General features: G+C 69.2%; 21 protein-coding genes and 2 pseudogenes. 10 read left to right on the top strand and 13 right to left on the bottom strand.

The window, feature by feature from the left end; translation table 11 throughout:
• Window positions 1-54: 54 nt before the first annotated feature.
• From PSED_RS11105 to PSED_RS11095, 3 genes are read right to left on the bottom strand one after another with little or no spacing between them, the layout of a single operon-like run.
• On the bottom strand, window positions 55-1,749 hold the full coding sequence (locus PSED_RS11105) for a dipeptide ABC transporter ATP-binding protein (RefSeq protein ID WP_013674333.1): 1,695 nt from the start codon (window positions 1,747-1,749) through the stop codon (window positions 55-57).
• Complete coding sequence (locus PSED_RS11100; protein WP_013674332.1) at window positions 1,746-2,666, bottom strand: ABC transporter permease; 921 nt, start codon at window positions 2,664-2,666, stop codon at window positions 1,746-1,748. The genes PSED_RS11105 and PSED_RS11100 overlap by 4 nt, the downstream gene beginning before the upstream one ends.
• Complete coding sequence (locus tag PSED_RS11095) at window positions 2,663-3,553, bottom strand: ABC transporter permease (RefSeq protein ID WP_143770436.1); 891 nt, start codon at window positions 3,551-3,553, stop codon at window positions 2,663-2,665. The genes PSED_RS11100 and PSED_RS11095 overlap by 4 nt, the downstream gene beginning before the upstream one ends.
• A gap of 1,099 nt (window positions 3,554-4,652) precedes the next feature.
• On the opposite strand from PSED_RS11095, the pseudogene PSED_RS11090 reads away from it, so the two are divergent.
• Window positions 4,653-5,645, top strand: a pseudogene (locus tag PSED_RS11090) (LLM class flavin-dependent oxidoreductase); the annotation flags it as partial.
• Between the two features lie 824 nt (window positions 5,646-6,469).
• Here PSED_RS11090 and PSED_RS11085 read toward each other — a convergent pair.
• A complete protein-coding gene (locus PSED_RS11085) occupies window positions 6,470-7,411 on the bottom strand; it encodes a nucleoside hydrolase (protein WP_013674330.1) in 942 nt (313 codons plus the stop codon).
• A gap of 1,270 nt (window positions 7,412-8,681) precedes the next feature.
• Between PSED_RS11085 and PSED_RS11080 the strand changes: the two genes are divergently transcribed.
• The 4 genes and pseudogenes from PSED_RS11080 to PSED_RS11065 form a co-directional block, all read left to right on the top strand.
• Entirely contained in the window at window positions 8,682-9,086 is a 405-nt protein-coding gene (locus tag PSED_RS11080) for a glutamine amidotransferase (protein ID WP_049803367.1), read from the top strand.
• 442 nt (window positions 9,087-9,528) lie between these two features.
• Entirely contained in the window at window positions 9,529-11,001 is a 1,473-nt protein-coding gene (locus tag PSED_RS11075; RefSeq protein ID WP_233899386.1) for a nicotinate phosphoribosyltransferase, read from the top strand.
• Window positions 11,002-11,902: 901 nt separating this feature from the next.
• On the top strand, window positions 11,903-12,487 hold the full coding sequence (locus tag PSED_RS11070) for an LOG family protein (protein WP_013674328.1): 585 nt from the start codon (window positions 11,903-11,905) through the stop codon (window positions 12,485-12,487).
• Between the two features lie 79 nt (window positions 12,488-12,566).
• A pseudogene (locus PSED_RS11065) lies at window positions 12,567-12,692 on the top strand (6-phosphogluconate dehydrogenase); the annotation flags it as partial.
• Window positions 12,693-13,214: 522 nt separating this feature from the next.
• On the opposite strand, the gene PSED_RS11060 reads toward PSED_RS11065, so the two are convergent.
• Window positions 13,215-13,997, bottom strand: a complete 783-nt coding sequence (locus PSED_RS11060; protein ID WP_013674315.1) for a glutamine amidotransferase — start codon at window positions 13,995-13,997, stop codon at window positions 13,215-13,217.
• A gap of 497 nt (window positions 13,998-14,494) precedes the next feature.
• Between PSED_RS11060 and PSED_RS11055 the strand changes: the two genes are divergently transcribed.
• The 5 genes from PSED_RS11055 (at window position 14,495) to PSED_RS11035 (ending at window position 18,414) form a co-directional block, all read left to right on the top strand.
• Window positions 14,495-14,947 (top strand): 3,4-dihydroxy-2-butanone-4-phosphate synthase, encoded by a 453-nt coding sequence (locus tag PSED_RS11055; RefSeq protein ID WP_267939133.1) that lies wholly within the window; start codon window positions 14,495-14,497, stop codon window positions 14,945-14,947.
• 41 nt (window positions 14,948-14,988) lie between these two features.
• Window positions 14,989-15,981, top strand: a complete 993-nt coding sequence (locus tag PSED_RS11050; protein ID WP_013674327.1) for an oxidoreductase — start codon at window positions 14,989-14,991, stop codon at window positions 15,979-15,981.
• Window positions 15,982-16,121: 140 nt separating this feature from the next.
• On the top strand, window positions 16,122-17,225 hold the full coding sequence (locus PSED_RS11045) for an LLM class flavin-dependent oxidoreductase (protein ID WP_013674326.1): 1,104 nt from the start codon (window positions 16,122-16,124) through the stop codon (window positions 17,223-17,225).
• A complete protein-coding gene (locus tag PSED_RS11040; protein WP_013674325.1) occupies window positions 17,222-17,548 on the top strand; it encodes an NIPSNAP family protein in 327 nt (108 codons plus the stop codon). The genes PSED_RS11045 and PSED_RS11040 overlap by 4 nt, the downstream gene beginning before the upstream one ends.
• 239 nt (window positions 17,549-17,787) lie before the next feature.
• A complete protein-coding gene (locus tag PSED_RS11035) occupies window positions 17,788-18,414 on the top strand; it encodes an HAD family hydrolase (protein ID WP_013674324.1) in 627 nt (208 codons plus the stop codon).
• Window positions 18,415-18,716: 302 nt separating this feature from the next.
• Here PSED_RS11035 and PSED_RS11030 read toward each other — a convergent pair whose 3' ends face one another.
• From PSED_RS11030 to PSED_RS10995, 8 genes are all read right to left on the bottom strand, one after another.
• Window positions 18,717-19,304, bottom strand: a complete 588-nt coding sequence (locus tag PSED_RS11030) for a TetR/AcrR family transcriptional regulator (protein WP_013674323.1) — start codon at window positions 19,302-19,304, stop codon at window positions 18,717-18,719.
• A gap of 214 nt (window positions 19,305-19,518) precedes the next feature.
• A complete protein-coding gene (locus tag PSED_RS11025; protein ID WP_013674322.1) occupies window positions 19,519-20,031 on the bottom strand; it encodes a flavin reductase family protein in 513 nt (170 codons plus the stop codon).
• 57 nt (window positions 20,032-20,088) lie between these two features.
• Window positions 20,089-20,877, bottom strand: coding sequence for an alpha/beta fold hydrolase (locus PSED_RS11020; protein ID WP_158511305.1), 789 nt, complete (start codon window positions 20,875-20,877; stop codon window positions 20,089-20,091).
• A gap of 82 nt (window positions 20,878-20,959) precedes the next feature.
• Window positions 20,960-22,222: a metal-dependent hydrolase family protein gene (locus PSED_RS11015; protein WP_013674320.1), complete on the bottom strand. Its 1,263-nt coding sequence runs from the start codon at window positions 22,220-22,222 to the stop codon at window positions 20,960-20,962.
• A gap of 105 nt (window positions 22,223-22,327) precedes the next feature.
• A complete protein-coding gene (locus PSED_RS11010) occupies window positions 22,328-23,440 on the bottom strand; it encodes an LLM class flavin-dependent oxidoreductase (protein WP_013674319.1) in 1,113 nt (370 codons plus the stop codon).
• 93 nt (window positions 23,441-23,533) lie between these two features.
• Window positions 23,534-24,526: a ribose-phosphate diphosphokinase gene (locus tag PSED_RS11005; RefSeq protein ID WP_013674318.1), complete on the bottom strand. Its 993-nt coding sequence runs from the start codon at window positions 24,524-24,526 to the stop codon at window positions 23,534-23,536.
• Between the two features lie 37 nt (window positions 24,527-24,563).
• Window positions 24,564-25,493 (bottom strand): PfkB family carbohydrate kinase, encoded by a 930-nt coding sequence (locus tag PSED_RS11000; protein ID WP_013674317.1) that lies wholly within the window; start codon window positions 25,491-25,493, stop codon window positions 24,564-24,566.
• Window positions 25,490-26,524 (bottom strand): LacI family DNA-binding transcriptional regulator, encoded by a 1,035-nt coding sequence (locus PSED_RS10995; protein ID WP_013674316.1) that lies wholly within the window; start codon window positions 26,522-26,524, stop codon window positions 25,490-25,492. Before PSED_RS10995 ends, PSED_RS11000 begins: the two co-directional genes overlap by 4 nt.
• Between the last annotated feature and the right edge of the window lie 17 nt (window positions 26,525-26,541).

The following is a 26,541-nucleotide window of genomic DNA, read 5'->3' as shown; positions in this document are numbered from 1 at the left end:
GTTTCCCTGTCTGCTTCTGCTGCGGGTCGGAGTGGGTGGGGGCGTCCGGTCGGTTCACGATCGTGCGAAGCCGCGGCCGGGGATCGCGTCGACGAGCGCCCGCGTGTAGGGGCTCTCGGGTCGTTCCAGAACGTCGTCGGTGCGGCCCCGTTCGACGACGGATCCCTCGCGCAGCACGACGAGGTCCTCGCACAGGTAGCGGACTACGGCGAGGTCATGGGAGATGAACAGGTAGGTGAGGTCGCGTTCGATCCGCAGCCGCGCGAGGAGCCGGAGGATGCGGGCCTGCACGGACAGGTCGAGTGCGGAGACCGGCTCGTCGGCGATGATCACCGACGGTTCGGTCGCCAGTGCGCGTGCGATGCCGACCCGCTGCCGTTGCCCGCCCGACAGCTCGGAGGGATGCCGGTCGCGGAAGCTCCGGGGCAGCTCCACCTCGTCGAGCAGGGAGTCGATCCGGGCCGCGACCTCCCCGCGGGACAGCCCCGGGAAGTTGATCTCCAGCGGCTCCCGCAAGGTCTGGGCGACGGTCAGCCTGGGGTCGAGCGAGCTGTACGGGTCCTGGAAGACGTACTGCACCTCGCGGCGCCACTGCCTGCGCTGCGCGCGGGTGTGCCGCGCGACCGGGTTGCCCTCGTAGAACACGACGCCGGAGTCGACCCGTTCCAGACCCACGATGATCCGCGCGAGCGTGGTCTTGCCCGACCCGGACTCTCCGACCAGCCCGATCGCCTGACCCTTCGTGACGGTCAGGTCGACCCCGTCGAGGGCGACGTGACGGGCCCGGCCAGCGCTGCCGCGCACCGTGAACGCGCGCCGGACGTCGCGGACCTCCAACTGGTCGGCCACGGGCGACGCCGGCTCCGCGACGGGGAGCAGGCGTTCTGCGACCCGGACGGGTTCGAGCCTGCTCGGCGTCGCGGCGAGCAGCTGCCGGGTGTAGGCGTGGTGCGGGTCGCCCAGCACCTGCGTGGTCGGCCCGGACTCGACGATCCGGCCGTCCGACATCACGTAGACGTGGTCGGTGCGGTCTGAGACGACGCCGATGTCGTGGCTCACCAGCAGCACACCGAGACCGAGCCGTTCGCGCAGCTCGTCGATGAGGTCCAGGACCTGGGCCTGCACGGACACGTCGAGGGCCGTCGTGGGTTCGTCGGCGATGAGCAGCTTCGGGTCGCGCGCCAGCGCCATGGCGATCACGACGCGCTGGTTGAGCCCGCCGGACAGCTCGTGCGGGAACGCGCCGAGGGTCTTGTGGACGTCCGCGATGCCCACCGCGGTCAGCAGCTCACCCGACCGTTCCCTGGCCCGGCGGCGGCTCGTCCCGGCGGGAAGCGCCTCCCGTAGCTGCGCGGCGATGCGCATCCGCGGGTTGAGCGACGCCGTCGGGTTCTGAAAGACCACCCCCACGGAGGCGGCCAGGTGAGCCCTGGCCTCCTGCTCCCCCAGACCCGTCAGCTCGCGATCGGCGAGCTCGATGCGACCGCCGACCACCTGGATCGCGGACGGGAGCAGCCCGGCCACCGCGAGCGCGGTCAGCGTCTTGCCGGAACCCGACTCACCGACCAGCCCCACCGCGCGGCCCGCGGCCACCCTCAGCGACACCCCGTCGACGATCGGTTCCGCGCTGTCGCCCGGAACCGGACGGAGGCCGACCGTCAGGTCGTCCACCCGTAGGACCCGGTCGTCGGCGGGCTCCGGTCCGAGCAGCTCCGCGTCAAGAGTGATCATCCGCGGTGCGGCGGTCATCGTGCGAGTCCTCTCCGGGTGACGGGTCCACCCACGAACCGTTCGGCCAGTCCGTCACCGAGCAGCTGCAGTCCGACCGCCGTCGCGACGACGGCCAGGCCGGGGAAGAGCGCGATCCAGGGCGCGGTGAAGATCTGGGCCTGGCCGGTGGCGACCATCTGACCCCAGTCGGGGTCGGGAGGTTGGACGCCGAGGCCGAGGTAGCCGAGGCTCGACTCGAGCAGGAGTGCCGAGGACGCATTGATGGTGAACGCCACCGCGAGCAGCGGCAGGACGCTGGGGACCAGGTGCCGGCGCGCGATCCCGAGCCGCCCGGCCCCGGCCACCCGGGCCGCCTCGACGTACTGCTGTTGCACGACGGCGCGGGCGTGCCCGCGGATGACCCGGAACGTGAGCACCCATGACCCGAGGACCAGGACGAATACGATCGGGACGAACGAGTTCCCCACGAACGACAGCACGACGATCGCGAGCACGATCGACGGGACCGCCAGCTGGACGTCGGCGAGCCGGCTGGTGAGCGCATCGACCCAGCCGCCGTACAGTGCGCCTGCCAGGGCGAGGACGAGTCCCAGCAGCGACGCGACGACCGCGGACACCACGGTGATCGCGAGCGCCGTCCGCCCGCCGAAGACGACCCGGACGAAGACGTCGCGGCCGAGCTCGTCGGTTCCGAACAGATGGGCCGCCGAGGGGGCCTCGAGGATCGCGTCGAAGTTCTGGGCAAGTGGGTCACCGCCGGTGAGCGGACCGATCAGCGCGGTCACCAGCACGCCGGTCAGAACACCTGCCCCCACCCAGCCACCAACACCGATGGTGCGCCGGCGGAGACGCCGGCGGTCGACCCGACCCTCGGCGTCGACCGAGGCCGGCCCGGCGGACCCGCCGTCGGCCTCGGTCACCTGTACGAGACTCACGATCGCAACCTCGGTTCCACGACGGCCGCGACGATGTCGACGACCAGGTTGATCAGGACGAAACCAACGGCGATCGCCAGCACACAGACGATCACCAGCGGGTAGTCGCGGTTCTGGACCGCATTGATCGACAACTGCCCGATCCCCGGCCAGCCGAAGACGGACTCGGTGACGACCGCCCCGCCCAGCAGCACCCCGGCCTGGATCCCGACGACGTTGAGCGTGGTACCCAACGAGTTGGCCACGACGTGCCGCCACACCAGCACGTGCCGCGGCAGACCCTTCGCACGGGCGGTGCGGATGTGCTCGGCCTGCAGCACGTCGAGCAGCGCGGTCCGGAACACCCGTGCGATGGCCGGGATGAACGCGAAGGCCAAGGTCAGGGCGGGCAGCACCATGCTGGCCGCGTCGCCGGTGCTGGTCACCGGGAACCAGCCGAGCCGCACCGCGAAGACGATGATAAGGACGATACCGATGAAGAAGGTCGGCACCGACTCGATCCCGGTCGCGATCCCGAGCGGCACCCTGCTCAACCAGCCCGAGCGCGCCGTCGCCGACACGTAGCCGATGACGCCACCGAGAAGCACCCCGATCAGCAGCCCGGTCAGGCCGAGCGCGAGGCTCGCCGGGATCTTCTCCAGCGCGATCGGCAACGGGTCCCCGCCGTAGCGGATCGAGTCCGGGAACGTCCCCGTCACCACGCTCGTGAGGAAGTGCCAGTACTGCACGGGCAGCGGCCGGTCGAACCCCATCAGGTGGGTCAGCCGCAGAATCTCGTCGGGCGGCGCATCGGGCGGGACCAGCAGGATCGCGGGGTTGCCGGTCGCGTTGAGCGCGAAGAACACGAGCGTCACGGCGCCCCACACGGCGACCAGACCGGTCGCCAAGCGCCCACCGATGTAGCGCCAGCTGACGGCGCCCGCACACGGCGGCGGGCAACGGTCCACGACGACGGCGCCGGGCCGTCGGACACGTCTTGGGACACGGACACGTTGAGACCTCGAGAACGGAGGAAGTCGGGGCGGGCCCCGAGAGGAAACGGCAGCGTTCGGCCACGCCTCGAAGGCGCGGCGGTCGGAGCCGCCGACCGGGACGACGAGGGACACAGGCCTTGCGACCCGAGCACGCCGGCACGTGCCGGCACGCGTCGGCTCGCATCACCCGGCGCGGGGTCGGGCAGCCGGGGAACGCCTCGATGCGCCCCGACGCGACATGGTCAGCGCCTGCGCGTGCTCGACTACGAGCGTCCGCGCCACTCGACCACCGGCCTGCCACAAGGCCTCGGTGCAGCCGTGGACGCGGCGACCAACGGCGTCCTCGTCGAGCTTGCGCTCAGTCGGTCAACGCGTACGACAACTCGCCGAGTTCACGGTGCCGTGATCGATGAAACGACGCTGCGTCAGGGTTCCGCTCCACGCCGAAGACGTTGCGCACAGTGACACCGCCCCACGCCACCGGCGACCGGTAGCGGGAATGAACAGTGTCGTCGCCACACAGGGAGTAAAGCCCACCGGCCAACGCCCGTCCAACGACGAATTCTGATCAGAACCGATAAGGGACCGCGATCAGTGCAGCCGGAGCCCGCGACCACCTGGGACTTCGTCTCGGCGCGGTCCCGTCGCCACGAACGCGCCAACCCCCGCGCGACACCGCCACATTGACAGCGTCGGGCACGATGCACCTGACTGGACGCAGAGGCCACCCGATCGACCGACGACCTCGCCGACAGGCCGCACCGGCCGCGTAGCTGTCCGGGTTCGAGGAGACAGCCGTGCGCGCCCGACGTCGCCGTACCGGGACACCTGTCCCGACCCCGGCACCGAGCTCCGCCTCCGACCCCGACGGTCCTGTCCACAGAACGGAGTGACCCGGATGGACCGGCAGTTCCTCTGGTACGTGCCCAACATGATCGAGCGGGGCCACCGCGGCGACGACACGGTCGACGGCTGGGGCAGCCTCGACTACTCCGTCTAGCTCGCCCGGGCCGCGGAGCGCCATGGCTGGGCGGGCGCGCTGATCGGGACAGGATGGGGGCGGCCCGACAGCTTCGTCCTCGCCACCGCCATCGCCGCGCGCAGCACGTCGTTCGTGCCGCTCGTCGCCGCCAGGCCCGGTTACTGGCAGCCGGCACAGTTCGCCACCGCCGCGGCGACGTTGAGCCGGCTGACCGGCGGCCGGGTGTGGGTCAACGTCGTCACGGGCCGCGACTCCCTGGCCGCCTACGGCGACGGCGAGGCCGACTACGACCGGCGCTACGACCGCACCGGCGAGTTCCTCCGCCTCGTCCGTCGCCTGTGGACCGAGGAGGACGTGACCTTCACCGGCGATTTCTTCCAGGTCGAACACTCGACCGTCGTCCCACGACCGGCCGGCGGGCAAGCACCCCGGCTGTACTTCGGCGGCGCGTCGGCCGCCGCGGAGAAGGTCTCCGCCACCCAGGCCGACGTCCAGCTGTTCTGGGGCGAACCCCTCGAGGGCATCGACGCACGGATCGCGCGGCTCCGGCAGCTGTCCGGACAGCTGGGCCGTGAGCTTCCACCCCTGGAGTTCGGGCTCCGGGTCACAGTCGTCGTACGCGAGAGCTCACAGGACGCCTGGCGGGCCGCGGAGGAGCGCGTGGCGCAGATGGCAGCCGATCCGAAGATCGGCATCGACGGCCACCGTGGATCCGTCGGACAGGATCGACTGCTGGCCCTGGCCGAGCGGGGCGAGGTGCTCGATTCCTGCCTCTACACCGCACCGGGCCACTACGGCGGTGGCGGTGCCGGATCGACCTGGCTCGTGGGCTCGTACACCGAGGTTGCGGCGGCGCTCGAACGCTACGCCGACCTCGGCATCACGCATTTCGTCCTGTCCGACACGCCCTACCTGCGCGAGGTCGCCCGCATCGGCGACAACCTCCTCCCGTTGCTGCGCGAGCCGCTGTCCCGCGGGCCCCGTCACCCGAGGATGTCTCATCGCAACGCCATCGATCTCTGACGGTCCGCGTCCGGCGCGCGGAGCTCGGGGTGCCGCTGCTGCGCCCGCTGGCGCCCGGTGGGCGCGGCAGGGTTCGTACCTGCGACCCGCGCCGGCCCGCGACAACGCGGTCTCCCGCGCCCGATTCGAGTTCCGCCGGCGCGACCGGTTCGTGCTGTCGCTCGACCGAGACGTTGTTCGTGTCCGTGACCCGATCGCTGCTGCAGACGTCAGAGGGTCGGCCCCCGCCGAGTCTGTCTGTGGCCGAGGCGCCGGCGCGGGCGCCCGCTCCCGGGTGCCGAAGAGGGCACCGACGCGCTCCTCGCCCTGGCCGGGCTGCACGGCAGGCTGCGGCTACTCGCCGGGGACGTGCGCGACAACCACCCGTGGCGGCGGGTCCCCACCTGTCCGGCGCCACCGCTGCGGCCGCCGATCGATCCCGGTCACTTCTGGTCCCAGCTGCACCGGCCCCGTCGTTCGACGCCTACCCCTAGTCGAGCTGGTGTGGCTGGCGAGCTCCGTCGGCATCGTGGTCGGAACACTCGGCTCCGGGCTCGAGACCGAGCAGGCCGTCCGGAACGCGACCTGCGGCAGGCGGAACGCGAGCGCCGGCGCGGCCGCAACGCGAGGTGGACGTCGTCGAAGCGATCACGAACCGGGGAGATCGGACGCTGCCGGCGGATCTCCCCCGTGACACGTTTCACCTCGCGCTCGTTGCAGCCACGATGACGGGTTCGTTGCCGGCGGCGACCGTGGCGCAGCTGACGCCGAGTTCGTCTGGACCGTGGCGGTCGGCCGGCGTGGCATCGGCCGTGGCGGTCCCGTCTTCACGCCTGTGAACCGACTCAGCCCAGGGTGCTCAAGTACCGGAGGGCGTCTGCCAGTACGACCTCGCCCTCGGTATCGAGCGCGATGTCCACCAATGGGCCGGACGCGTCGGGCCGGCGATCGGGCACGGTCATGCCGCGTCCAGGGCCGAGTGTGCAGGCCACGTTGACCCGATGCGGCGTGGTGCGCAGCGTCCCAGGGCGGATCGCCTCCAGCATGGCCAGCATGTCGTGGAGGGCGATCGCGTCGAGGTTGTAGCGTTCACGGGTGGCCTCGCGGTAGAGCGCCGCTGTGCGGACGAGCGTTGCGCAGCGCGGCCCGGCCTGGCTGAGCGTCTCGAGCCACTGGTCGTCGGCAGTGCAGTTCATCGTGAGATCGAGCGGCACGAGCGTCACGGGGACCTCGGGTTGGGTCAGCACACGGTGTGCAGCCTCGGGGTCCGCGTAGACGTTGAACTCGCCCGCCCCTCGGGTGTTGCCCATGCCCAGAGCACCACCCATCGCGACAATGCGCCCGATGCGTGGGGTGAGTTCGGGATGCGCAGCGAGCAGAAGCGCGGTGTTGGTCATCGGGCCCAGACAGACGATCGTGACCGGAACCGAAGACTCCCGCAGAACGCTCACCATGAGGTCGAGGGCAGGACGAGGGTCGGCAGGCCCGGGCTCCGGGAAGCCGCTCGACTGCATGCCGAGGCCATCCGCGCCGTGCCATTCCGGTGCGACCTCGGCCTGCACGTGTACCAGTGGCCGCGCTGCGCCTGCGGCCACCGGTATGTCGGTACGCCCGGCAAGGGCGACAATCCGCCGGGCGTTCACGAATGTCTTGTCCAGGGCGACGTTGCCATAGGAGGCCGTGACGGCACGGACGTCGCACTCTTTACTGGACAGGGCCAGAAGGATGGCGAAGGCGTCGTCCACGCCGGGGTCGGTGTCGATGATCAGCGAACTGGGGGTTGGCAAGGTCGCGTCCTCGATTCATTCATCATGTGGCAATGCCGGCTCGGCGGAGGCCCGGGAGACGGCCCGGAGCGAGAGCGCACACCTTCGCCAGTGCCTCCACGAACTTGCTGCCCGTGCCGCAGCGACTGCTCGCCCACCCTCTCCGAGAGGCTGCGGCATTCAACGGCTGGACCAACTCCTGCTGGATCGGAACCCCCTTCCTCCGGCCGGTCCACCAGGCGCCCAGGGCTGACGTCAAGCTGGCCAGGCTGCGCACGATGGGCCGATCGGCCCCTGGGGCGGTGAAGCGCGCATACCTGGTCTAGAAACGTTTCGGCACTCGAACTTACGGGCATGCCCGCTGATGGTCAACTGTGTCGATCGAGCCCCTCGTGAGCAGAGAGCGCCGCGTCTCGCGCACAGCGTGCCCGTGCCAGGGCTGCCGGAGCGGCACCTCGAACAGTGGGTCAGGCACGGGCTGACCGCACGGATCTCCTCAGCGCCGAGGCCGAGCCGGTCCATCACCCGGACCGGACGTCCTCGACCACGACGTCGGCTGCCGGCGCCGAGATCGCACAGCCGCCCGGTCGAACGGGTCGCGCAGGTCGAAGGGGGATCGAGGCCCGGTTGCCGTGGCGACCTGGAAGTACGTGGCCGACCTGGGCCGGCGTACGGCCGGCCCGATGCGCGGGGGTCGTCACCGCGACCACGTCGCTCGGCTTTCGCCTGTCGCTCCTGTGGCGGCCAGGGCCATTGTGGCGAACGGACCCGCGAGCGCCCGGACAAGTCGAGGATCGTGGCCCGTCGAGAGCACGTGGTGCACTGCCGCTGAGACCTCTGTGTTGACCGCGCGCCGGCAGGGCAGGCTATCGTAGAAACGAATCCAGTTTCCGTCGGGCAGGCTACTCGTCAGCAGCGAGCGGTCGGCGGCAGGCTCTCTCGCGGGTTCTCGAAGGCCCTCGACAGGGAAGGGGTGCGGCATCGTGGCGGAGGATGACCGCGGTGCCCCCGACCCATGCCGAATTCCGCGGGTGACCGTGCCCGACGAGATCGACAGGATGCCGCGGCCGACGTTCGACACGGGCCTCACTACGAAATCACGTCTCGCGAGCAGGACGACGCACGATGCTTCCGGCGCCGCTGCCGCTACTGCTACGGCGGGGAGATCCACCCCGTCGTCGAGGACGCGGCTGGTCGCAGCACCGCCCGCGAATCCACGCACGGCGAGCACATCCTCCTTCGCGCGGGCTGCAGGTGCACCCTGCCGACTCCTGCCAGAAGTCGGGGTCCCGTGAGCCCGGAGACGCAGGGACCGCCGCGCGTACTGTTCGACGGCGGGTCGCGGTTCGAGCACACGATTCACATGAAGGGCTTCGACCGGTTCCACAACACCGAGTACGGGGAAGGCGCCGGCGAGTTCCTGGCCGCGCTCGACCGCGAAGGCTTCGAGGTCACCTACGTCCGCGGCCACGAGATCTCGTCGAAGTTCCCCAAGTCTGGCCGCCGGCTCGCCCTACTGCGCGACTGGACCTCAGGCAGGGGGCCTGGTGAGGGTCGGCGGCTACCTGCCCTTCACCGGGATCGACGGCAAGGCACGGTTCGGGACACCGTCGCAGTGATGTCCGTACGGGATGAAGGGGCGCCGGGAGGGCATGCTCACGGCGCGGGCGGTCGACACGTTCTGACGTCCGGCTGACCGCTCCTCCAGTGCTTGCCGCACGTGCGCAGCCCACGTCGGCCTAGAAACGATGGCATTCCAGGTGGGGGCGGGCGATCCGAGCACCCGACCCGCTTCCCCGGCCGTGCTTCTGGAGCGGGAGCACGTCCCGCCGCTCGGAGGGGCCGAACAGCCTTGAACAGGCCAGAAATCTCCGGCTGAGGGCAGCATCTGGTTCGCCGGGGTCGGCCACTGACCCCCACTCGCGCGCCGAACGGCACACAATCTGAGCCGAGGTGAGTTGACGGTCACAGTAGAAACGTTAAAATCCCGCTACTGGGAAGGCCGACCTCTCCAGCGGTCGGCCAGGCGGGTGCGCAAGGGTGCACGTTCGCGTAGAACCTCGGTTTCACGCACCTCGTGCCCGCCCGTGCCAGCTCCGGTCAACGCGGCAGGCCGGTAGAAACGACTCTCGCGGAAGGTGGACGAGCCGATGGGGTATCTCGACAACCTGATCATCAATACGGACAACTACAAGCACTGTCACTACCCGCTCTATCCTCCGGGCACCGAGTACGTGTCGAGTTACATCGAGTCGCGCGGTGGTGAGTGGCCGGTCGTGCAGTTCGTCGGGCTTCAGGCGTTCTTGCGTGAGTATCTGATGCGTCCGGTCACGCTCGAGGACATCGACGAGGCCGAGTTCGTGGTCCGTGAGCAGGGGATGCATTTCAACCGGGAGAACTGGCTGGGCATTCTGAACGATCATGGCGGCTACCTGCCGGTGGAGATCGAGGCGGTTCCGGAGGGCACCGTCCTTCCGGCACGCAACGTGCTGGTGCAGGTGATCAACACCGATCCGAAGTACTTCTGGGCCACCAGTTTCTTCGAGACCGCGCTGCTGCGTGCGGTCTGGTACCCGAGCACCATCGGTACGGTCAGCTGGTTGTCCAAGATGGTCATCAAGGAGGCGCTCGCGCGGACCTCGGACAATCCGCAGCTGATCCGCAACATCCTGCACGACTACGGTGCCCGTGGGGTCAGCTCCCAGCAGTCCGCGGCCCTCGGTGGTCTGGCGCACCTGGTCAACTTCGACCAGTCCGACACGGTGCCGGGCATCTTGGCGGCGAAGCGCTTCTACAACGCCGGCAAGGTCTCCAACTCCGGGCCGAACTCCGAGCACGCCGGGTTCTGTGCCTGGGGCCGCGAGCACGAGGCCGACGCTCTGCGTAACATGCTCGACGTGTACGCCTCCAATGGCGTCGCGCTGCTGCTCACCGACACCTACGACCACGAGCACTGCGTCAAGAAGATCATCGGGATCGAGCTCAAGGAGCAGATCCAGAACTTCCCCGGTCTGGTCGGGATCCGTCCTGACTCCGGCGACATCGTCCAGGTCACCGCCGATACCACCGAGTGGCTCATGGACGCGTTCGGTCACACCGTGAACTCGAAGGGCTTCAAGGTTCTGCCCCCGTTCATCCGGGTCGTGCAGGGCGACGGGGTGAACTTCCACTCGCTGCCGCAGGTCTACATGGAGCTCGAGCGCCGAGGCCTGGCCGCCGACAACGCGGTCTTCGGGATGGGTGGTGGGCTGCTGCAGCACTGGAACCGCGACACGATGAACTTCGGTCAGAAGGCCTCGGCGGTGTGTGTGAACGGCCAGTGGCGCGACATCGCCAAGTCGCCGACGGGTGCGGCGTTCAAGGTGTCGAAGAAGGGCCGGCTGGCTCTCAAGCACGACAACGGCGTGTACACCACCGTGCCGAAGGGCTCGATCCCCGAGTCGGAGAACGTGCTGCAGCCGGTGTTCCGTGACGGCAAGCTGCTCAAGAAGTGGGACTTCACCGAGCTGATCGCGAACAGCGAGAAGGAGGTCCCCGAGTCCTACTACATCGACCACGTCGGTCAGATGCGCACCGTCTCCGACGAGACCGCCGTGACCGCCCGGCCCTGACCGAGGCCCGCTGCGGTGCGAACCACTGCAGGCCAAGGCGCCGTCGTGGCCCACCCCCCGGGCCACGACGGCGCCATCCCGGTTGGGAGACCTCGAGCCGATGGCCGACACCCGCACATCGTCGACATGGACGGAACGCTTCCCCCGGGCGCCGGCTCGGTGGAGCCGGCCAGGCACCTCGGCACGTTCGAGGCCGCCGACCGATCGAACGTGCGTGGGTTCGCGGCGAGTTCAGTGGCGTCGCCTTCTGGGAGCCGATGCTTCCGCTGTGGGCCGACGTCAGCGAGGAGGAGATCGACGCCGCGTCCGCCCGGATCGACAGCGGGCGCGAGGTGTTCGCCGGCATCGGCGACCGAGGTGAGTACGCGACCGTGTGCTTCAGCGGAGGTGCCATGCGTTTTCCCGACATGTGGCTGCCCTCGATCCGCGACACGAAGACGACATCCGCGACGCCTACGCCTGGGCCGCCAGCTTCTCGACAGCGCACCGACGTGGAGGCCGAGGACCTCGGCCTGACACCGTCCCGGTCTCCGATCGGTTCCAGCCCTGGCGTCACCACGGTGTCCAGGCGCCGAACGCGCTGCCTGGCTCGACGTACCGGGTGTGGCGGCCTCCCGCGCGGTTCCGGCTACCGTCGTGCTCATCCCGACGTTGTGTCGAGCCCTGTCGATCGTGGCGCACGCCTTCGGCACTCTCGGCGCGCTGAACCCGGGCCGAGTGATCATTGGGATCGGGTCCGGGGAGGCGATGAACGAAACTCCCGCCACCGGGACGTCCTACCGGGCCCAAAGGGGCACCACATGCCTACGAGACGGGCCGAAGGCGAACCTGCATCAGCCGGCCCTGTCGTGGCCAAGCACCAGTCAATGGTAGACAAAAGCGACACCGAAGGATCGGGACCATGGTAGCGATCAACAGCTTGTGCGTCTTCTGCGGATCGAACACCGGCAGAGATAGCGGTTATGTCCACGCCGCGCGAGAGTTGGGACGCCTCCTCGCGAAGGAGCGCGTCACGCTCGTCTACGGCGGCGCCAGCGTCGGAACCATGGGCGTGCTCGCAGATGCCGTCCTCGACGCCGGTGGATCAGCGATCGGGGTCATTCCCGAGCACCAGGTCGGTGAGGAGATGGCCCACACGGGCCTCACTGAGCTGCACGTCGTCGAGTCCATGCACGAACGCAAGGCAAAGATGGTGGAACTCGCCGACGGCTTCGTGGCGCTACCGGGCGGGTTGGGCACACTCGAGGAGTTCGCCGAGGCTCTGACCTGGTCACAACTCGGACTGCACACCAAACCGACAGGCCTGCTCAACACCGCCAGGTACTACCAGAAGTTCCTCGAATTTCTCGACCACGCCGTCGGCGAGGGATTCATCCGTCCAGCCGACCGAAGCCTCGTTCTCGACGGGGTCGAGCCCGAGACGCTACTTGACGCACTCCGTCGTTGGGAGCCACTAGATGGCCAGCGCTGGAAGCCGGTGGAATAGCAGAACCACGGGCGCCCAGCTGCAGGCCCACACCGAGCGCTGCGAGCTCGTGGAGGCCTCACCGCTGGTCGCAGGCTCGCTGCTCGCACGCTTTGCCTCCCACCAGGGCGTCTCCCCCGCCGTGAAGGCGATCGCGGCGCTGCGCAACCAGTTCGACGGGCACGCGGTGAAGAAGGCCACCGATGTCCCCAGCCCGCACTCCTGACGGCCACGACCGGTCGGCCACCGCCGACCCTCTCCCTGATCACGAGTTGGGCGGCCACCCTCGAGAGCGAACACCCGGCAGGTCGTAGGCCACGTCGTTGTGCGAGATACGAAGCATTTCGACCCCGACCGACGACGCCGCTTCCTGCCGGGGTTCGCACGTGGAAGGAAGGCTTGCGGAGCCGCTCGATCGTCCGCCAGGTGTTCGACTTTGCTGCGAACAGCCGAACGCCGGCGCCGGGCTCGATCACGCTTGTGTCGCCGATGCTGTGGTTGGCGATTTCCGTCTCGCCCTCGATCACCACGAATCCTTCGGCGCCACTCGAGTTCGGCCGGGAGGGCGTCCCCCAGGAGCTGGTTCAGGGTCCTCCCCTTGGAAACGCAGGTCGTTCGGGGAAGTCGTCGACGCCGACGACGCCATGTCCCCCGGATGCGCGGCCCGGCCTCGCGAATGTGCTCCATCACCGCGATCGCACTCAGATCATTTGTGCCGATCACGTCACCTCGGGGCTCTCAGGGGCTCTCACTGACCTCGGGAACCACCCGCGGCCCAGGACAGTATCGACGTCCACAGAACCGCATAGTGCTCCCACTCCACGAACTCCGGCGGAGCCCAGTGCGGAGCAAGGTCCGAGGCGAAAGCCACAGACCGACCCCGGCCGTACTCCCCCACCACCAGCAACGGGTCATCACCAGCCCGCGCCACCACAGTGGAACCCTCCTTCGGGAACGTCCGGTTGTAGCCCAGCAACATCGGCCACTCCGCCGGCGTGCCGCCCAACACCGGGTGAGCCGGATCGCACACGTCCACCTTCAACCCGTCAGAAACCTCAACCCGGTCGTCGGTGGCCATCAAGCCCACCGGCAACACCTCCGCCAACGGGCTCATCCCATAACGCGCCTTCCCGTCGATCCCGGTGAACGACAGGTACCCCCCGACCATCACCAGCCCACCACCACGGCCCACATAATCCGCCACCAGCGAGAGCTTGTTCGGAGACTTCTCCGAACGCAGGAACGTCTCGTCCGGCAACAGGAACGAGTTCGACCCGATATCAGAGATCACAACCACGTCGAACGCGTCGAGCGCCTCCGCCGTCTTCGGGAACAACGCACTGATCTCGTGTCCCCGCACATACGTCAACTCATGACCCGCCGCCCGCACACAGTCCAGGAAGACACCGGCGCCCTCCTCATACTCGGTGGAGTGGAACTGATCGAAGCCCTTCATATGGATCGTGTGCTTGATCCAGGACTCACCCGCGACCAGGACGCGCAACGGCGGGAAACTCAGGATGTCGGGCACATGCCCTCCTCTTCCGAGTAAACGTTTCTACTTGGGACGTACCTATCGCCTGGTTCGCGGCCTTACCGAGCTGAAAGTAGCCAGATCCAGGAGAACCGACAAGGCCCAAGGAACGTTTCCACCGGACACCAGAGGCCGAGCGGCTGGACGATGTGCCGCCGGGGCGCGACCCGGGGGCCTCGTAAACCGGACGGCCGGTCGGGAGGCGCTGGGTCGTCACCCCGTACGCAATCACGATCGGATGCACGTAAGCCTGCCGAACAGACGCGCGGTGACTCTGCGCACTCTGGAGCCCAGACGCGCAGCCCCAGCGACCCGCCGGGCGCTTCGTCACCGCTGGTGTTCGCGCGCACGACCGATCGGCTGTTGACAGACCGTCGAGGGATGCCCATACTCAGTCGCCATATTGGACGTTTGTTCAAAGTAGCCCGGGAAGCTCGGCGGGGCGGTGAGCTCGTCAGGAAGTCCGACCCGTGACGCACACCGAGGTGGTCGCCATGTGCAGGTCGGTTCAACGCGAAGGGTGGGATCCTCACGTGGTCCGTAGGCCCAGGGAGCTGCAGCGCGCTGCTCAGCCAGTGCGTTCGGCCGATGAGGCGCGTGCGTCAGGTGGGCTGGTCGTGGTCGCCGATGACCATGTCCGCGAGAACGGGGGCGATCTGATCGCGGCAGGCTTTCTGATCACCGTGAACGCGGTGACCCTCATGGTGCGGCACACAATCGGCATCCCGTGTGCTCCGATGCCTGCCGCCCTCGTCCGGGGGCGGGAACCCGGCGACATGGTCCCGGATGACGGTTCGCCCGGTTCGCCGCCGATATGCGCTGTTCAGTGCGGTGAGTGGTCGGTGCAGCAGTTGTCGTGTGCCGAGCGCCTTGCTTCGTCGATCGCTCAGATCGAGGTGGGTGGCTCGGCCAGCACGTCGTCCGACGGTTCCCACCACATCTTCTGACCGGTCGGCTGCCCGACCGCCTACGGTTCAAGGAGACGCTCATGTTGCTCGACCCCCTCGAAGTCCGGGGCCTGGAGCTGCCGAATCGGGTCGTCATGGCACCGATGTCGCAGCGCTCCGCTGACGAGACCGGGTGCGCGAATAGTTGGCATCTGGTGCACTACGGCTCGCGCGCGGTCGGTGGTGTCGGGCTGGTGATGATCGAGGACTCCGCGGTCTCGCCCGAGGGCCGCGGCCACAGCGGTGCTCTGGGTCTCTACACCGACGAGCAGGCCGCGGCGCTGGCGCCCATCGTGGAGTTCTGCCACGAGCAGGGGGCCAAGGTCGGTGTGCAGCTCGGGCACACCGGGCGGAAGGCCTTCGCCGACGGCGACGCGCTCAACCCGGTCGTGGGTGCTACCGGGGCACCCTTCAACGCCTCGAGCCACCAGCCCCACACGCTGACCGACGAGGAGATCGGCGACCTGGTCGCTGCGTTCGGGCAGGCCGCAGCCAGGGCGAGTCAGGTCGGCGTCGACGTGATCGAGATCCACGCCTCGCACGGGTACCTCATTCACGAGTTCCTCTCGCCGCTGACCAACCACCGCTCAGGCCCGTACGGCGGCGGCCCCGAGGCCAACAGTCGCGTCCTGCTGGAAATCGTGGAACGGGTACGCGCAACCTGCGGGCCGGGAATGCCGCTGTTCGTCCGGCTGGCGATCGACGACCTCGCCGACGGCGGCTGGCATGCCGACGACGCCATCCCGGTCATCAATCAGCTCAGCCGGGCCGGCTGCGATGCCATCGACGCCGCGGCCGGCGGCGCGGTCGAGGGCGCGTCATCGTTCGAGATCCCGGTCGACTTCCGCGACCTCGCCGCACAGGTCCGCGAACGCACTGGTGTGCCGACCATCGTCGCCGGCGGCATCAGCAGCGCAGAATCAGCCGAAGCCGCGCTCGCCGGCGGGGACTGCGACCTCGTCGCGATCGGACGGCTCCTGCTCACCAACCCCTTCTGGGTCAACTCCCTGAAGGAGTCGGCACAGGCCAGATGACCACACCCACGCACGACCGCCCTCGACGCCCGAGCGCACCCTGCTACCCGGCCATTCCCGAGCGCTGGTCTGCGGGGCGTCGGATTCGACCTCGTCCGTTCCTTCCTCGTCACACACGGTTCTCGATAATGGAGTGAGTCATGGCATTGAAGTTCTGGGTGACGACGCCCTTCTTCTACTCGGACATGGATCGCCCGTGGGGCGAGCTGCTGCAGGACATGTTGACGATCGTCGACACCGCCGAGCGGCTCGGTTTCGAGGGCGTCGCGATCAACGAGAACGTGTTCCAGAACTACGTCGCGAACCCCAGCGCGCTGGCTTTCGCGGCGCTCGCGGCGGCCCGCACCACGCGGCTGCGGATCCTGCCGGGCGTGGTGGTGCTCCCGAGCTACAACCCGCTGCTGATCGCGTCGGAGATGGCGATGCTCGACCACCTGGCCCCGGGTCGGGTGGGTATCGGTGTGGCCCGTGGTGGCGGCCGTTACCAGCTGGACCGGATCGGGGTGGACCCGGCCAAGTCGCGGGAGATCTACGAGGAGGCGCTGGAGATCATCCAGAAGGTGTGGGTCGAGGACAACGTGACCTACGAGGGCCGCTACTTCTCGTTCCCGCGCACCACGCTCGTGCCCAAGCCCGCCTCGCAGCCCGGCCCCGACCTGTGGGTCGCCTCGCAGAGTGTCGACGGCGTGCGGAAGGTGGCCGCGCAGGGGCACAACCTGCTCACCGCGCCCAACTGGGGCAACTTCGAGCCGCACGGGGACCTCGAGGCGCTCCTGGAGGCCTTCAACACCGCGGCCGCCGAGAGCGGCTCGCCGCGCGGCGAAGTCATGGTCTACCGGCACACCTGGCTGGGCCGGACCGAGACCGACGCGCTCGAGTTCTTCGACGACATGGTCAGCGAGTACAACCACTACCTCGCGCTCACCCAGACCGTCAGCCAGGGCACCCGTGAGGACCGCCTCAAGGCGCGTGGCACGGGCGAGAAGATCGAGTTCGTGGAGGCCGGCCGCGTCGTGCCCGCGAACGAGTCGCCGTCCTCGGAAGGCCTCTGGGAGAAGTACTCCGACCCGGTCCTCACCACCGCGGACAAGATGATCGAGCGGTTCAAGCAGATGGAGGCCATGGGCGTCGACCACCTCGCCTGCCTGATCGCCTGGGGCCAGCCCATCGAGGCCGTCGTCGCCCAGATGGAACTGATGGCCGAGCAGGTCCTGCCCGCCTTCGCCGGACAGGAGCGGGCGTGATCTACGAGGTGCGCGAGTACGTGGCCGTCCCGGGGCGGCTCGAGGCGGTGATCGACCTGTTCACCTCGGCCACCGTGCCGATGCTGGCCAAGCACGGCATGGAGCTGGTCAGCGCCGGCCGTACCATGATCGGCGAGCACTCCTGGGGCGAACTCGTCTACACCCTGCGGTTCGATGACCTCGCCGACCTCGAACGGAAATGGAACGCGATGCTGGCCGACCCGGAGTGGATCGCGGCGCTGAGCGCTGCCGAGGCCGGTGGACCGCTGTTCGCGACGATGCGGCGGCGGATCCTCGACGCCTCCCCGGTGGTCACCGCCTGAGCGGTGACACGAACCGGAGCACGTGCTGCAGCCGGTGTGCCGCAACGGCAAGCTGCTCAGGAAGTGAGACTTCACCGAGCTGATCGCGAACTGTGAGCGCGAGGTTCCGGAGTCCGACTACATAGACTATGTCGGTCGGATGCGGACCGTCTCGATTGAGATGTCCGTCTGGGCCTGACGCAGTCCCGCCCCGCCCATCCCCTCCCCGCCGGCGCGCCGAGCCACCCGCAAGGAGAACCATGACCCGCCTGCACGTCTTCGACATGGACGGCACGCTGCTGCGCGGCGCCGCCACCGTGGAACTGTCACGCCACCTCGGCACGTTCGAGGTCGCGGACGCCGTCGAACGGGCCTGGAACGCCGGACAGCTGACCGACCTGCAGTTCTGGGAGTCGGTGCTGCCCCTCTGGATGGACGCCTCCGATGCCGAGATCGACGCCGCCTTCGCCGCCGCAGCCTGGATCGAGGGCGTCCCGGAGGTCTTCGCGGACATCCGGGCCCGCGGCGAACACATCGCCGTGATCTCCCAGTCCCCGCACTTCTTCGTGCGCAGGCTGGAGGGGTGGGGTGCGCACCGGACGTTCGGCTCGGACGTCGTGCCCGGCCGTCCGCCGACCACGGATTCGCTGCTCACCCTCCAGGACAAGGTCGACATCACCCTCGGCCTGCTCGCGGACCTCGGGCTGAGCGAGGACGACTGCACGGCCTACGGCGACTCCCGCTCCGACGTGCTGCTCTTCGAGCGGCTCGCCCGCACCGTCGGGATCAACCCCACCGACGTCCTGCGCGACCGGTGCGCCGTCGTCTACGAGGGCCTCGACCTGCGTGCGGCCTACGCGCTCGGCCGGGACCTGGTGGTGTCGTGACGTGACGTCCTCTCCCGCGCTCCGCCGCCGGGGGCCCCGTCAGCCGGGTCATGACCGACGACTCGGGGAGTGAGGCCCCGCCGCACGAGATCGTCGAGGAGCTCAGGGCGCTCGGGGTGCGGGGCGTGCACCTGCGGGGCTGCGCGGACGCGATGCGGTCTCGTACTGGCCGGCCTGTGCAGAGCCGACGGTGCGGACGGCGGGTTCTGCAGGACACCGCCACCTGACGCCCCGCCCGCGGCGGGCCCACTACCGCTACGCCGCATCTTCGTACCCGCCAGTTGATCTCCTCGAGCATGCTCTCAGCCGGGAGGGGTGGCTGCGGTTGTGCCACCGGTGACCTCGCCCTGGTCGTGAAGCAGGATCAGGCGGAACAGGTCGCGTAGTTCATCGTCGGACTGGTCGTCGCGACCTTGTATCAGCTGCGCGCTGGCACCTTCCCAGGCCGCCTCGAGGAACCGGGCGGTGCGTGCGCTGTAGAGACGTTCCACGCCCGCGCGCGCCGATTCTGCCCATGAAGTGACGAGCTCTCGGTAGGCGGGGTCGCGGACGCTCTGGGCGTAGAGCTCGTAGAGCAGGGTGCGTTCTCGGTCGCTGTCCTTGAGCGCGTTCACGACCGCGAGCGCCGCGTCGATCATGGACTCGAGGTCGGTGGCTTCGTGGAACTGACGTTCGTACAGGGCCGAGGTGTGCGAGACGAAGAGCCGGAACGCCTCGAGCAGTAGATCGTCGAGGTTGGCGAAGTGGTAGCTGGTCAGCCCGAGGGACAGCCCGGCGGCGCCGGCGACCCGTCGGTGGGTGACGCCCTTGACCCCGTACTCGGCCGCAACATCGAGGGCTGCATTGAGGAGGGCGAGGCGGGTGGCATCGGAACGAGGTCTTGCTCGCACTGCACAACTCCTTCCACCTGCCTGGCCCTCGTCAATGCTGGGAGAACCATAGTGTCTCGTCACGTCCGCCGTAGGACGCTCCGCCGGATTTCGGGACCGGCGCACGCTCGGGCGGCGGGTCGGCCGTGTGGCTGCGGCCTCGTCGAGCGGTGCCCCAGATGCGGCCCGGAAGAGAGGGGTTGGGACTGCCCCGGCCCGCGACACGGCTGCTGGGTCAGGATTCGAGTGCGACGAGGCGACGGAACCGGCTGCTGTGGAAGACCAGCGGCTCGTTGCGGGGGTCTCCGGTCAGACGGTGGATCTGCAGCAGCACGATGTCGTGGTCGCCCGCGGGCAGCTCGGAGTGCACCGAGCAGTCGAGCCATGCTGCAGCGCCCCTGACGAAGACGGCGCCGTCTTCGCTGGGCTCCCACGGGACGTCGACGAACCGGTCGCGGTCCTTCGCCGCGAGCGAGCGGCACAGTTCCTCCTGGCCGTCTGCGAGCACGCTCACCCCCAGCCGGGGCAACTGCCGCAACCGCGGCCACGTCGTCGAGCTGTGTGCCACACAGACCGACACCAGCGGTGGGGTGATCGAGACAGAGGTGAACGAACTCGCCGCGATCCCGACGGGCTCCTCGTCGTCCAGCGCGCAGACAGCTGTCACGCCGCTGGGGAAACAGCTGTAGGCCCGCCGCAACTCCGCCTGGTCAACGGGCAGCGGACCGAAACTCAGTTGTGATGCCATCGATCTACTTTCGGCTCGGGTTGTCAGGGTCACGCGACAGAGGGTGAGCGGCGCGTATCAGCGAGCACCGCGCGCCGCCTGATTTGCCTCGAACCAGGCCGATGCGACGTCGTTGAACTGCTTCGGGTCGTCCTGGTGCAGGAAGTGGGTGACGCCTGTCCAGAGCTCGACCCGGGTATCGAGACCGAGCACGTCGACGAGGTGCGACTCCCAGGTGTAGGTCGGCTCGTGGGCGTAGATGCACAGTGTCGGCCGGCGGCGCTCGCGGATCGCGCGTTCGGTCTGCGGGCGAAGCCCCGGCGCGTCCTCGCCGCACCACATGCCGGCAAAGGTTTGCCACACGACCCCGGGCCCGAGTGCGAGCGCCTGTAGCCGGCGTCGGGTCCGGCGGGCGGCGGTGACGCTGTTGTGTATCTCCGGCTCGAGGTCGGCTGCCACCGCGGCGCGTTCTGCGCTGTCGGCGGAAGCCGGGTCCCCGATGATCGCGCGAACCCGGCCCTCCCACTCCTCGGGCTGCCCGTAGGCCGGGTCGATCAGCAGGACCGAGCGAACCAGGTCCGGGCGGCGCACAGCCACCAGGTCGGCGATGATGCCGCCCAGGGAGTGCCCGACCAGATGGCTGTCGCTCAGGCCCAGATGGTCGAGGACGGCGATCACGTCCTCGGCGAGATCCACGCTCCCGTACCCGCTCGCGGTCCGTTCGGAATGCCCGTGCCCCCGCAGGTCGAGTGTCACGACACGCGCGTCGCAGGCGAAAGCAGAAATCTGGTCGACCCAATCGGTCGAGTCGCTGCACCACCCGTGGATCAACACGATGGTGCGGTCACCGCTGCCGAACTCCGCCACGAAGCAGCCGAAGCCCCGAACACGAACCCAACTCATGCCTTCCTGCTCTCCCTGTGGTGGCCCGCTCGACCTGGCGCCGCGGTCAACTGAGGACCGACGCAGCAGCGGCGAGATAGTCGCTGCGGTCCACACCGGCGGTGAGGACGTGGGTGATGTTGTTCTGGTCACCGAGCAGTCGGATATCGGACAGCACGTCGCCGCTGACGATCACGACGTCCCCGGCGAAGCCGACTGCGAGCTTGCCGATCTGGTGTTCGCGCCCGAGCAGCTCGGCCGCGGTGACCGTGGCCGTGGTCAGGGCTTCCTCCGGTGTCATGCCGTGCTCGACGTAGAGCTCCAGCTCCCGGGCATGCGCACCGAAGGGGCACAGCGTGCCGGAGGAGTCGGTGCCCATGGCGATCCGGACTCCGGCCTGGCGGGCGATGGCGAAGGCCTCGATCGTGCGGTCATGGGCGTCGCGCAGGTCCTCCACGCCCTCGGGGGTGAGTCCGCGGCGGGTTCCTTCGCGTTGGCACCAGTCGTCGAAGGCCATGGTCGGCACCAGGTAGCTTCCGCGCTCGGCCATCTCCTTCGCGGTGGGCTCGTCCAGGTAGGAGCCGTGCTCGATACTGTCGACCCCGGCGGCGAGGCTGCGGCGGATATCGTCGATCGACAGTGCGTGTGCGGCGACCCGTAGGTCGAGGTCGTGTGCCTCCTCGACGATCGCGGTGAGCTCGGCGACGGTGTAGTTCGGCCTGTGGGGCTCTTCGGCGGGTGACATTCCGCCGCTGACCATGACTTTGATGAAGTCGGCACCCTCGCGAGCTTGCAGTCGGACGAGCTTGCCGCACTCGTCGACACCGTCGGCGATGTCCCGGCGACGGCGGGGGGTGCAAGGCGGATAGGACCGGTCGCCGTGGCCGTTGGTCATGGTGATCCACCACGGGGAGACCAGCAGCCGCGGGCCGATGGTCGGGCCCCGCTCGACGAAGTCGCGCAGCTTGATCTCTCCGACGTCGCGGTGTCCCATCACCCGCAAGGTGGTGAAGCCGGCCGCGAGGGCGCGATGGGCGTTGCGCAGCCCGTGCAGCAGCTTCGCCGGCTTGGTCACCTGCCTGCGGAAGACGGCGCTCGCCACCACGTTGTCGTGGTCGGAGTTGGTCGTCAGGTGTACGTGCGCGTCGATCAGACCGGGCAGGACGGTGCAGCCGCTCGCGTCGATCCGTCGTGTCCCGGCGGGTACCGCGGCGTCGTCGGCGGGTCCGACGTACGTGATGATCCCGTTCTGGATGACGACGAGGCCGTTCACGTGGTGTGTGCCCGGTGCGGCCCAGACCAGGCCGCCCTCGATGGCGATGTCGTTCACCTGTTCACCGTCCCGCTGGTAGGTGGGTACGTCTGGGGCAGGGAGCTCGGCGACAGCCGCCTACGTGTCGCCGAGCCCCGGCATGTCGCCGAGCCGCTGAGGCGGTCAGACCCTGGAGGGCGTGCGGTCCTCGGCGAAGGCGGGCAGGACCTGCTCGGCCATCAGTTCCATCTGGGCGACGACGGCCTCGATGGGCTGGCCCCAGGCGATCAGGCAGGCGAGGTGGTCGACGCCCATGGCCTCCATCTGCTTGAACCGCTCGATCATCTTGTCCGCGGTGGTGAGGACCGGGTCGGAGTACTTCTCCCAGAGGCCTTCCGAGGACGGCGACTCGTTCGCGGGCACGACGCGGCCGGCCTCCACGAACTCGATCTTCTCGCCCGTGCCACGCGCCTTGAGGCGGTCCTCACGGGTGCCCTGGCTGACGGTCTGGGTGAGCGCGAGGTAGTGGTTGTACTCGCTGACCATGTCGTCGAAGAACTCGAGCGCGTCGGTCTCGGTCCGGCCCAGCCAGGTGTGCCGGTAGACCATGACTTCGCCGCGCGGCGAGCCGCTCTCGGCGGCCGCGGTGTTGAAGGCCTCCAGGAGCGCCTCGAGGTCCCCGTGCGGCTCGAAGTTGCCCCAGTTGGGCGCGGTGAGCAGGTTGTGCCCCTGCGCGGCCACCTTCCGCACGCCGTCGACACTCTGCGAGGCGACCCACAGGTCGGGGCCGGGCTGCGAGGCGGGCTTGGGCACGAGCGTGGTGCGCGGGAACGAGAAGTAGCGGCCCTCGTAGGTCACGTTGTCCTCGACCCACACCTTCTGGATGATCTCCAGCGCCTCCTCGTAGATCTCCCGCGACTTGGCCGGGTCCACCCCGATCCGGTCCAGCTGGTAACGGCCGCCACCACGGGCCACACCGATACCCACCCGACCCGGGGCCAGGTGGTCGAGCATCGCCATCTCCGACGCGATCAGCAGCGGGTTGTAGCTCGGGAGCACCACCACGCCCGGCAGGATCCGCAGCCGCGTGGTGCGGGCCGCCGCGAGCGCCGCGAAAGCCAGCGCGCTGGGGTTCGCGACGTAGTTCTGGAACACGTTCTCGTTGATCGCGACGCCCTCGAAACCGAGCCGCTCGGCGGTGTCGACGATCGTCAACATGTCCTGCAGCAGCTCGCCCCACGGGCGATCCATGTCCGAGTAGAAGAAGGGCGTCGTCACCCAGAACTTCAATGCCATGTCGTCTCTCCTCTACAACAGTGGGAATATAAACGTTTCCACGACTGTAGCGACCCCGTCCGGGAAGCACCACCGTGTCCTCATCGAGTGAACCTAGAAGAGGTGGTTCTTGCCGCCGAAGACTTCGCTGACGGAGTCGTCGGTGAAGATTCGGTGGATGGAGTCGGCGAGTAGTGGGGCGCAGGACACGACGTCGATCGTGGGTGGGGCGCCGGGGCGGAGTGGGATGGTGTCGGTGACGACGATGCGTTCGAACGGGGAGGCCGCGAGGTTGTCGTAGGCCCGGCCGCTGAACACGGGGTGGGTGGCGGCGGCGAACACGCGCCGGGCTCCGGCCCGGACCACCGCCTCGCCGGCGGCGCGTAGCGTGCCCGCGGTGTCGATGATGTCGTCGACGATGATCGCGGTCTTGCCTCGGACGTCGCCGATCACCTGGTTGATCTCGGCGACCTGTTGGGCGGGTCGTTCCTTGTCCAGGATGGCCAGCCCGGCGCCCATGCGGGTGGCGAACTGTTTGTTCAGTTTGACCCGGCCGGCGTCCGGGGCGACGACGACCAGGTCGTCGTCCAGGCCGGCGAAGTGGTCGGCGAGCATCATCAGCGCGGTCATGTGGTCGACCGGGATCCCGAAGAACCCTTGTAGCTGGCCTGCGTGCAGATCCATGGTCAGCACTCGGTCCACGCCGACCGCCTCGAGGGTGCGGGCGACCATCCGGGCCGAGATCGGCTCGCGGGGGGCGGACTTCTTGTCCTGTCGGGAGTAGCCGTACCAGGGGGTCACGGCGATCACCCGGTGGGCGCTGGCCCCGACCGCCGCGTCGACCATGACCAGCAGCTCGAGCAGCGCGTCGTTGGCGTTGATCCCGCTCTCGGGGTTGGCGCACATGGGTTGGACGAGGAACACGTCCGCGCCGCGGATCGACTCGTCGAACCGGCAGTAGACCTCGTCGTTGGAGAAGGTTCTGAGCGTGATCGGACCGAGATCGACACCCAGCTGCCCGGCGATCCGGTCGGCAAGCACAGGGTTCGCGCGGCCCGAGAACAGCATCAGCCGCTTGTCGTAGCCCCGCTGTAGAGACGCCGTCATGAATCCACCCTTCGTGGGGTTCGTGGGGGTCGGCCCATCAGCCCGGCCCCGTCGCTCCGTCGATCGCCGCAGCCCGTGGCATGCCGGCTCGTGCCCCGACCGTGCCGACGGACAGCGAGGCTGCCGCCACGCCCCGGGCGACGGCCTCGGGGACCGCGGCTCCAGCGGCCAGCGCGGCTGCGAGCACCCCGTTGAACGTGTCGCCCGCGCCGGTGGTGTCCCGGACGTCCGCGGGCGGGGCGGGCAGGGACGTCACCCCCCGCTCGGGGTCGACGATCAAGACCCCGTCGCCGCCGAGCGTCACCACCACCGATGCGCCGGTCAGAGCGGCCACCGCGGTCGCCATCTCCGCGACCGAGCCGGCCGTACCCTCCTCCACCAGCGCGTAGAGGTCCCGCAGCTCAGACCGGTTCGGCGTGACGACCGGGCCGAGCCGGAGCAGGTCCACCAGGCCCGCGGCCACCGGTGCGGGGTTGAGCACGCACGCCAACCCGTGCGCCACCGTCGTCTCCACCGCCGCCGCGACCGCCTCCGGCGGGATCTCGGTGCTGACCAGCACGCAGCCGGCCCACTCCGCCGAGCGCGCCACTGCGGCGCGCACCGCAGCCGGTTCCACGGCCGCGTTGGCCCCGGCTCCCACCGCGATCTGGTTCTCCCCGCGGCCGTCGACGACGATCAGGGCCGTGCCGGTGGCGACGTCCTCGAGCACGGCCACGTCGGTGACGTCGATCCCCTCCGCGCGCAGGTCGGCCAGAGCACCGGTTCCGGTGTCGTCCGCGCCGACGGCACCACAGTAGCGAACCTCTGCGCCGGCCCGGGCCGCGGCGACCGCCGCGTTCGCACCCTTCCCACCGCCGTGCCGCGCGACGCCCGGACCCACCACGGTCTCCCCGGGCCCCGGCAGCCGGTCGGTGTGCACCACCAGGTCGACGTTCACCGCGCCGACCACGAGCACCCGGGGCGTCATCGGTCGGACCTCGGCGGGCACACGGACTCCCGCACCTGGACGACGGCGGGGAGCTCGCCGATCGCGCCGGACTCGCCCCTCTCCAGCAGGTCGAACAGGGCCGACGCCGCCCGGAAGCCCATGTCGTGCGCGGGCTGACGGACGGTGGTCAACCGCGGCGTGAGCAACGCCGAGACCGGGAGGTCGTCGAAGCCGACCACACTCACGTCCTCCGGGATGCGCAGCCCGGCCTCGCGCAGGTGCTCCATCGCCCCGATCGCCATCAGATCGTTCATGCAGATCAGCGCAGTCGGCCGAGGCTCGGCGTCCAGGGCCTTCGCCGCGAGCTCGCGTCCGGACTCGTGCCGATAGTCACCGGCGAACACCGGCACCGAGTCCGGGTCCAGCCCGGCCCCGGCGAACGCCTCCCGATACCCGGCCAGCCGCTGCTGGGCCGTCCACAGACCGGGCGGCCCCCCGATCACGGCGACCTGGCGATGCCCCTGCTCCATCACGAGCGCCGCGACCTCCCGCGCTCCCTTGCGGGCCTCGCACACCACCGCAGGCAGGTCCAGGCCCGGAATCTGCTCGTCGACCAGCACGACCGGCCCGGAGCGCGCCAGCTCGTAGATCGACGCCGGCATCGACCCGGTCCCGGACAGGTAGATCACGCCGTCGATGCGCTGGCTGCGCAGGAGCTGCGCCTGCTTCTCCTCCGGCAGCTCGGACGCGTCCGGCACCACCAGGACCACCAGGACGTCCCGAGCGGAGGCGGCCCGCTGCACACCCTCGGTGACCATCGCGAAGAACTGGTTGGTCAACTCGGGCACGATCATCCCGATGGTGGCCGCGCCGCGCCGCTTGAGGTTGCGAGCGGACTCGTTGGGCGAGTACTCGAGGACCCGCACGGCATCGAGCACCCGGTCCCGCCGCTCCGGGGCTACCGGCCCGGAGTCGTTGAGCACGTAGCTCACCGTGCTCACTGACACCCGCGCGTGCTCGGCGACGTCCTTCATGGTGGGCCGCTTGCGCCTGCGGTCGGACTGCGTCACGTCACGTCACCTCGGGG

The sequence above is a fragment of the Pseudonocardia benzenivorans CB1190 genome, from assembly GCF_000196675.2.
Lineage (GTDB): Bacteria > Actinomycetota > Actinomycetes > Mycobacteriales > Pseudonocardiaceae > Pseudonocardia > Pseudonocardia benzenivorans.
This window is presented reverse-complemented; position numbering and strand designations above follow the sequence as displayed.

Coding starts and splice junctions, on each gene's coding strand:
- PSED_RS11105 (WP_013674333.1), bottom strand. CDS start 1,749: ATGACCGCCGCACCGCGGATGATCACTCTTGACGCGGAGCTGCTCGGA.
- PSED_RS11070 (WP_013674328.1), top strand. CDS start 11,903: ATGGTAGCGATCAACAGCTTGTGCGTCTTCTGCGGATCGAACACCGGC.
- PSED_RS11055 (WP_267939133.1), top strand. CDS start 14,495: ATGTGCAGGTCGGTTCAACGCGAAGGGTGGGATCCTCACGTGGTCCGT.
- PSED_RS11050 (WP_013674327.1), top strand. CDS start 14,989: ATGTTGCTCGACCCCCTCGAAGTCCGGGGCCTGGAGCTGCCGAATCGG.
- PSED_RS11045 (WP_013674326.1), top strand. CDS start 16,122: ATGGCATTGAAGTTCTGGGTGACGACGCCCTTCTTCTACTCGGACATG.
- PSED_RS11035 (WP_013674324.1), top strand. CDS start 17,788: ATGACCCGCCTGCACGTCTTCGACATGGACGGCACGCTGCTGCGCGGC.
- PSED_RS11025 (WP_013674322.1), bottom strand. CDS start 20,031: ATGGCATCACAACTGAGTTTCGGTCCGCTGCCCGTTGACCAGGCGGAG.
- PSED_RS11010 (WP_013674319.1), bottom strand. CDS start 23,440: ATGGCATTGAAGTTCTGGGTGACGACGCCCTTCTTCTACTCGGACATG.
- PSED_RS11005 (WP_013674318.1), bottom strand. CDS start 24,526: ATGACGGCGTCTCTACAGCGGGGCTACGACAAGCGGCTGATGCTGTTC.
- PSED_RS11000 (WP_013674317.1), bottom strand. CDS start 25,493: ATGACGCCCCGGGTGCTCGTGGTCGGCGCGGTGAACGTCGACCTGGTG.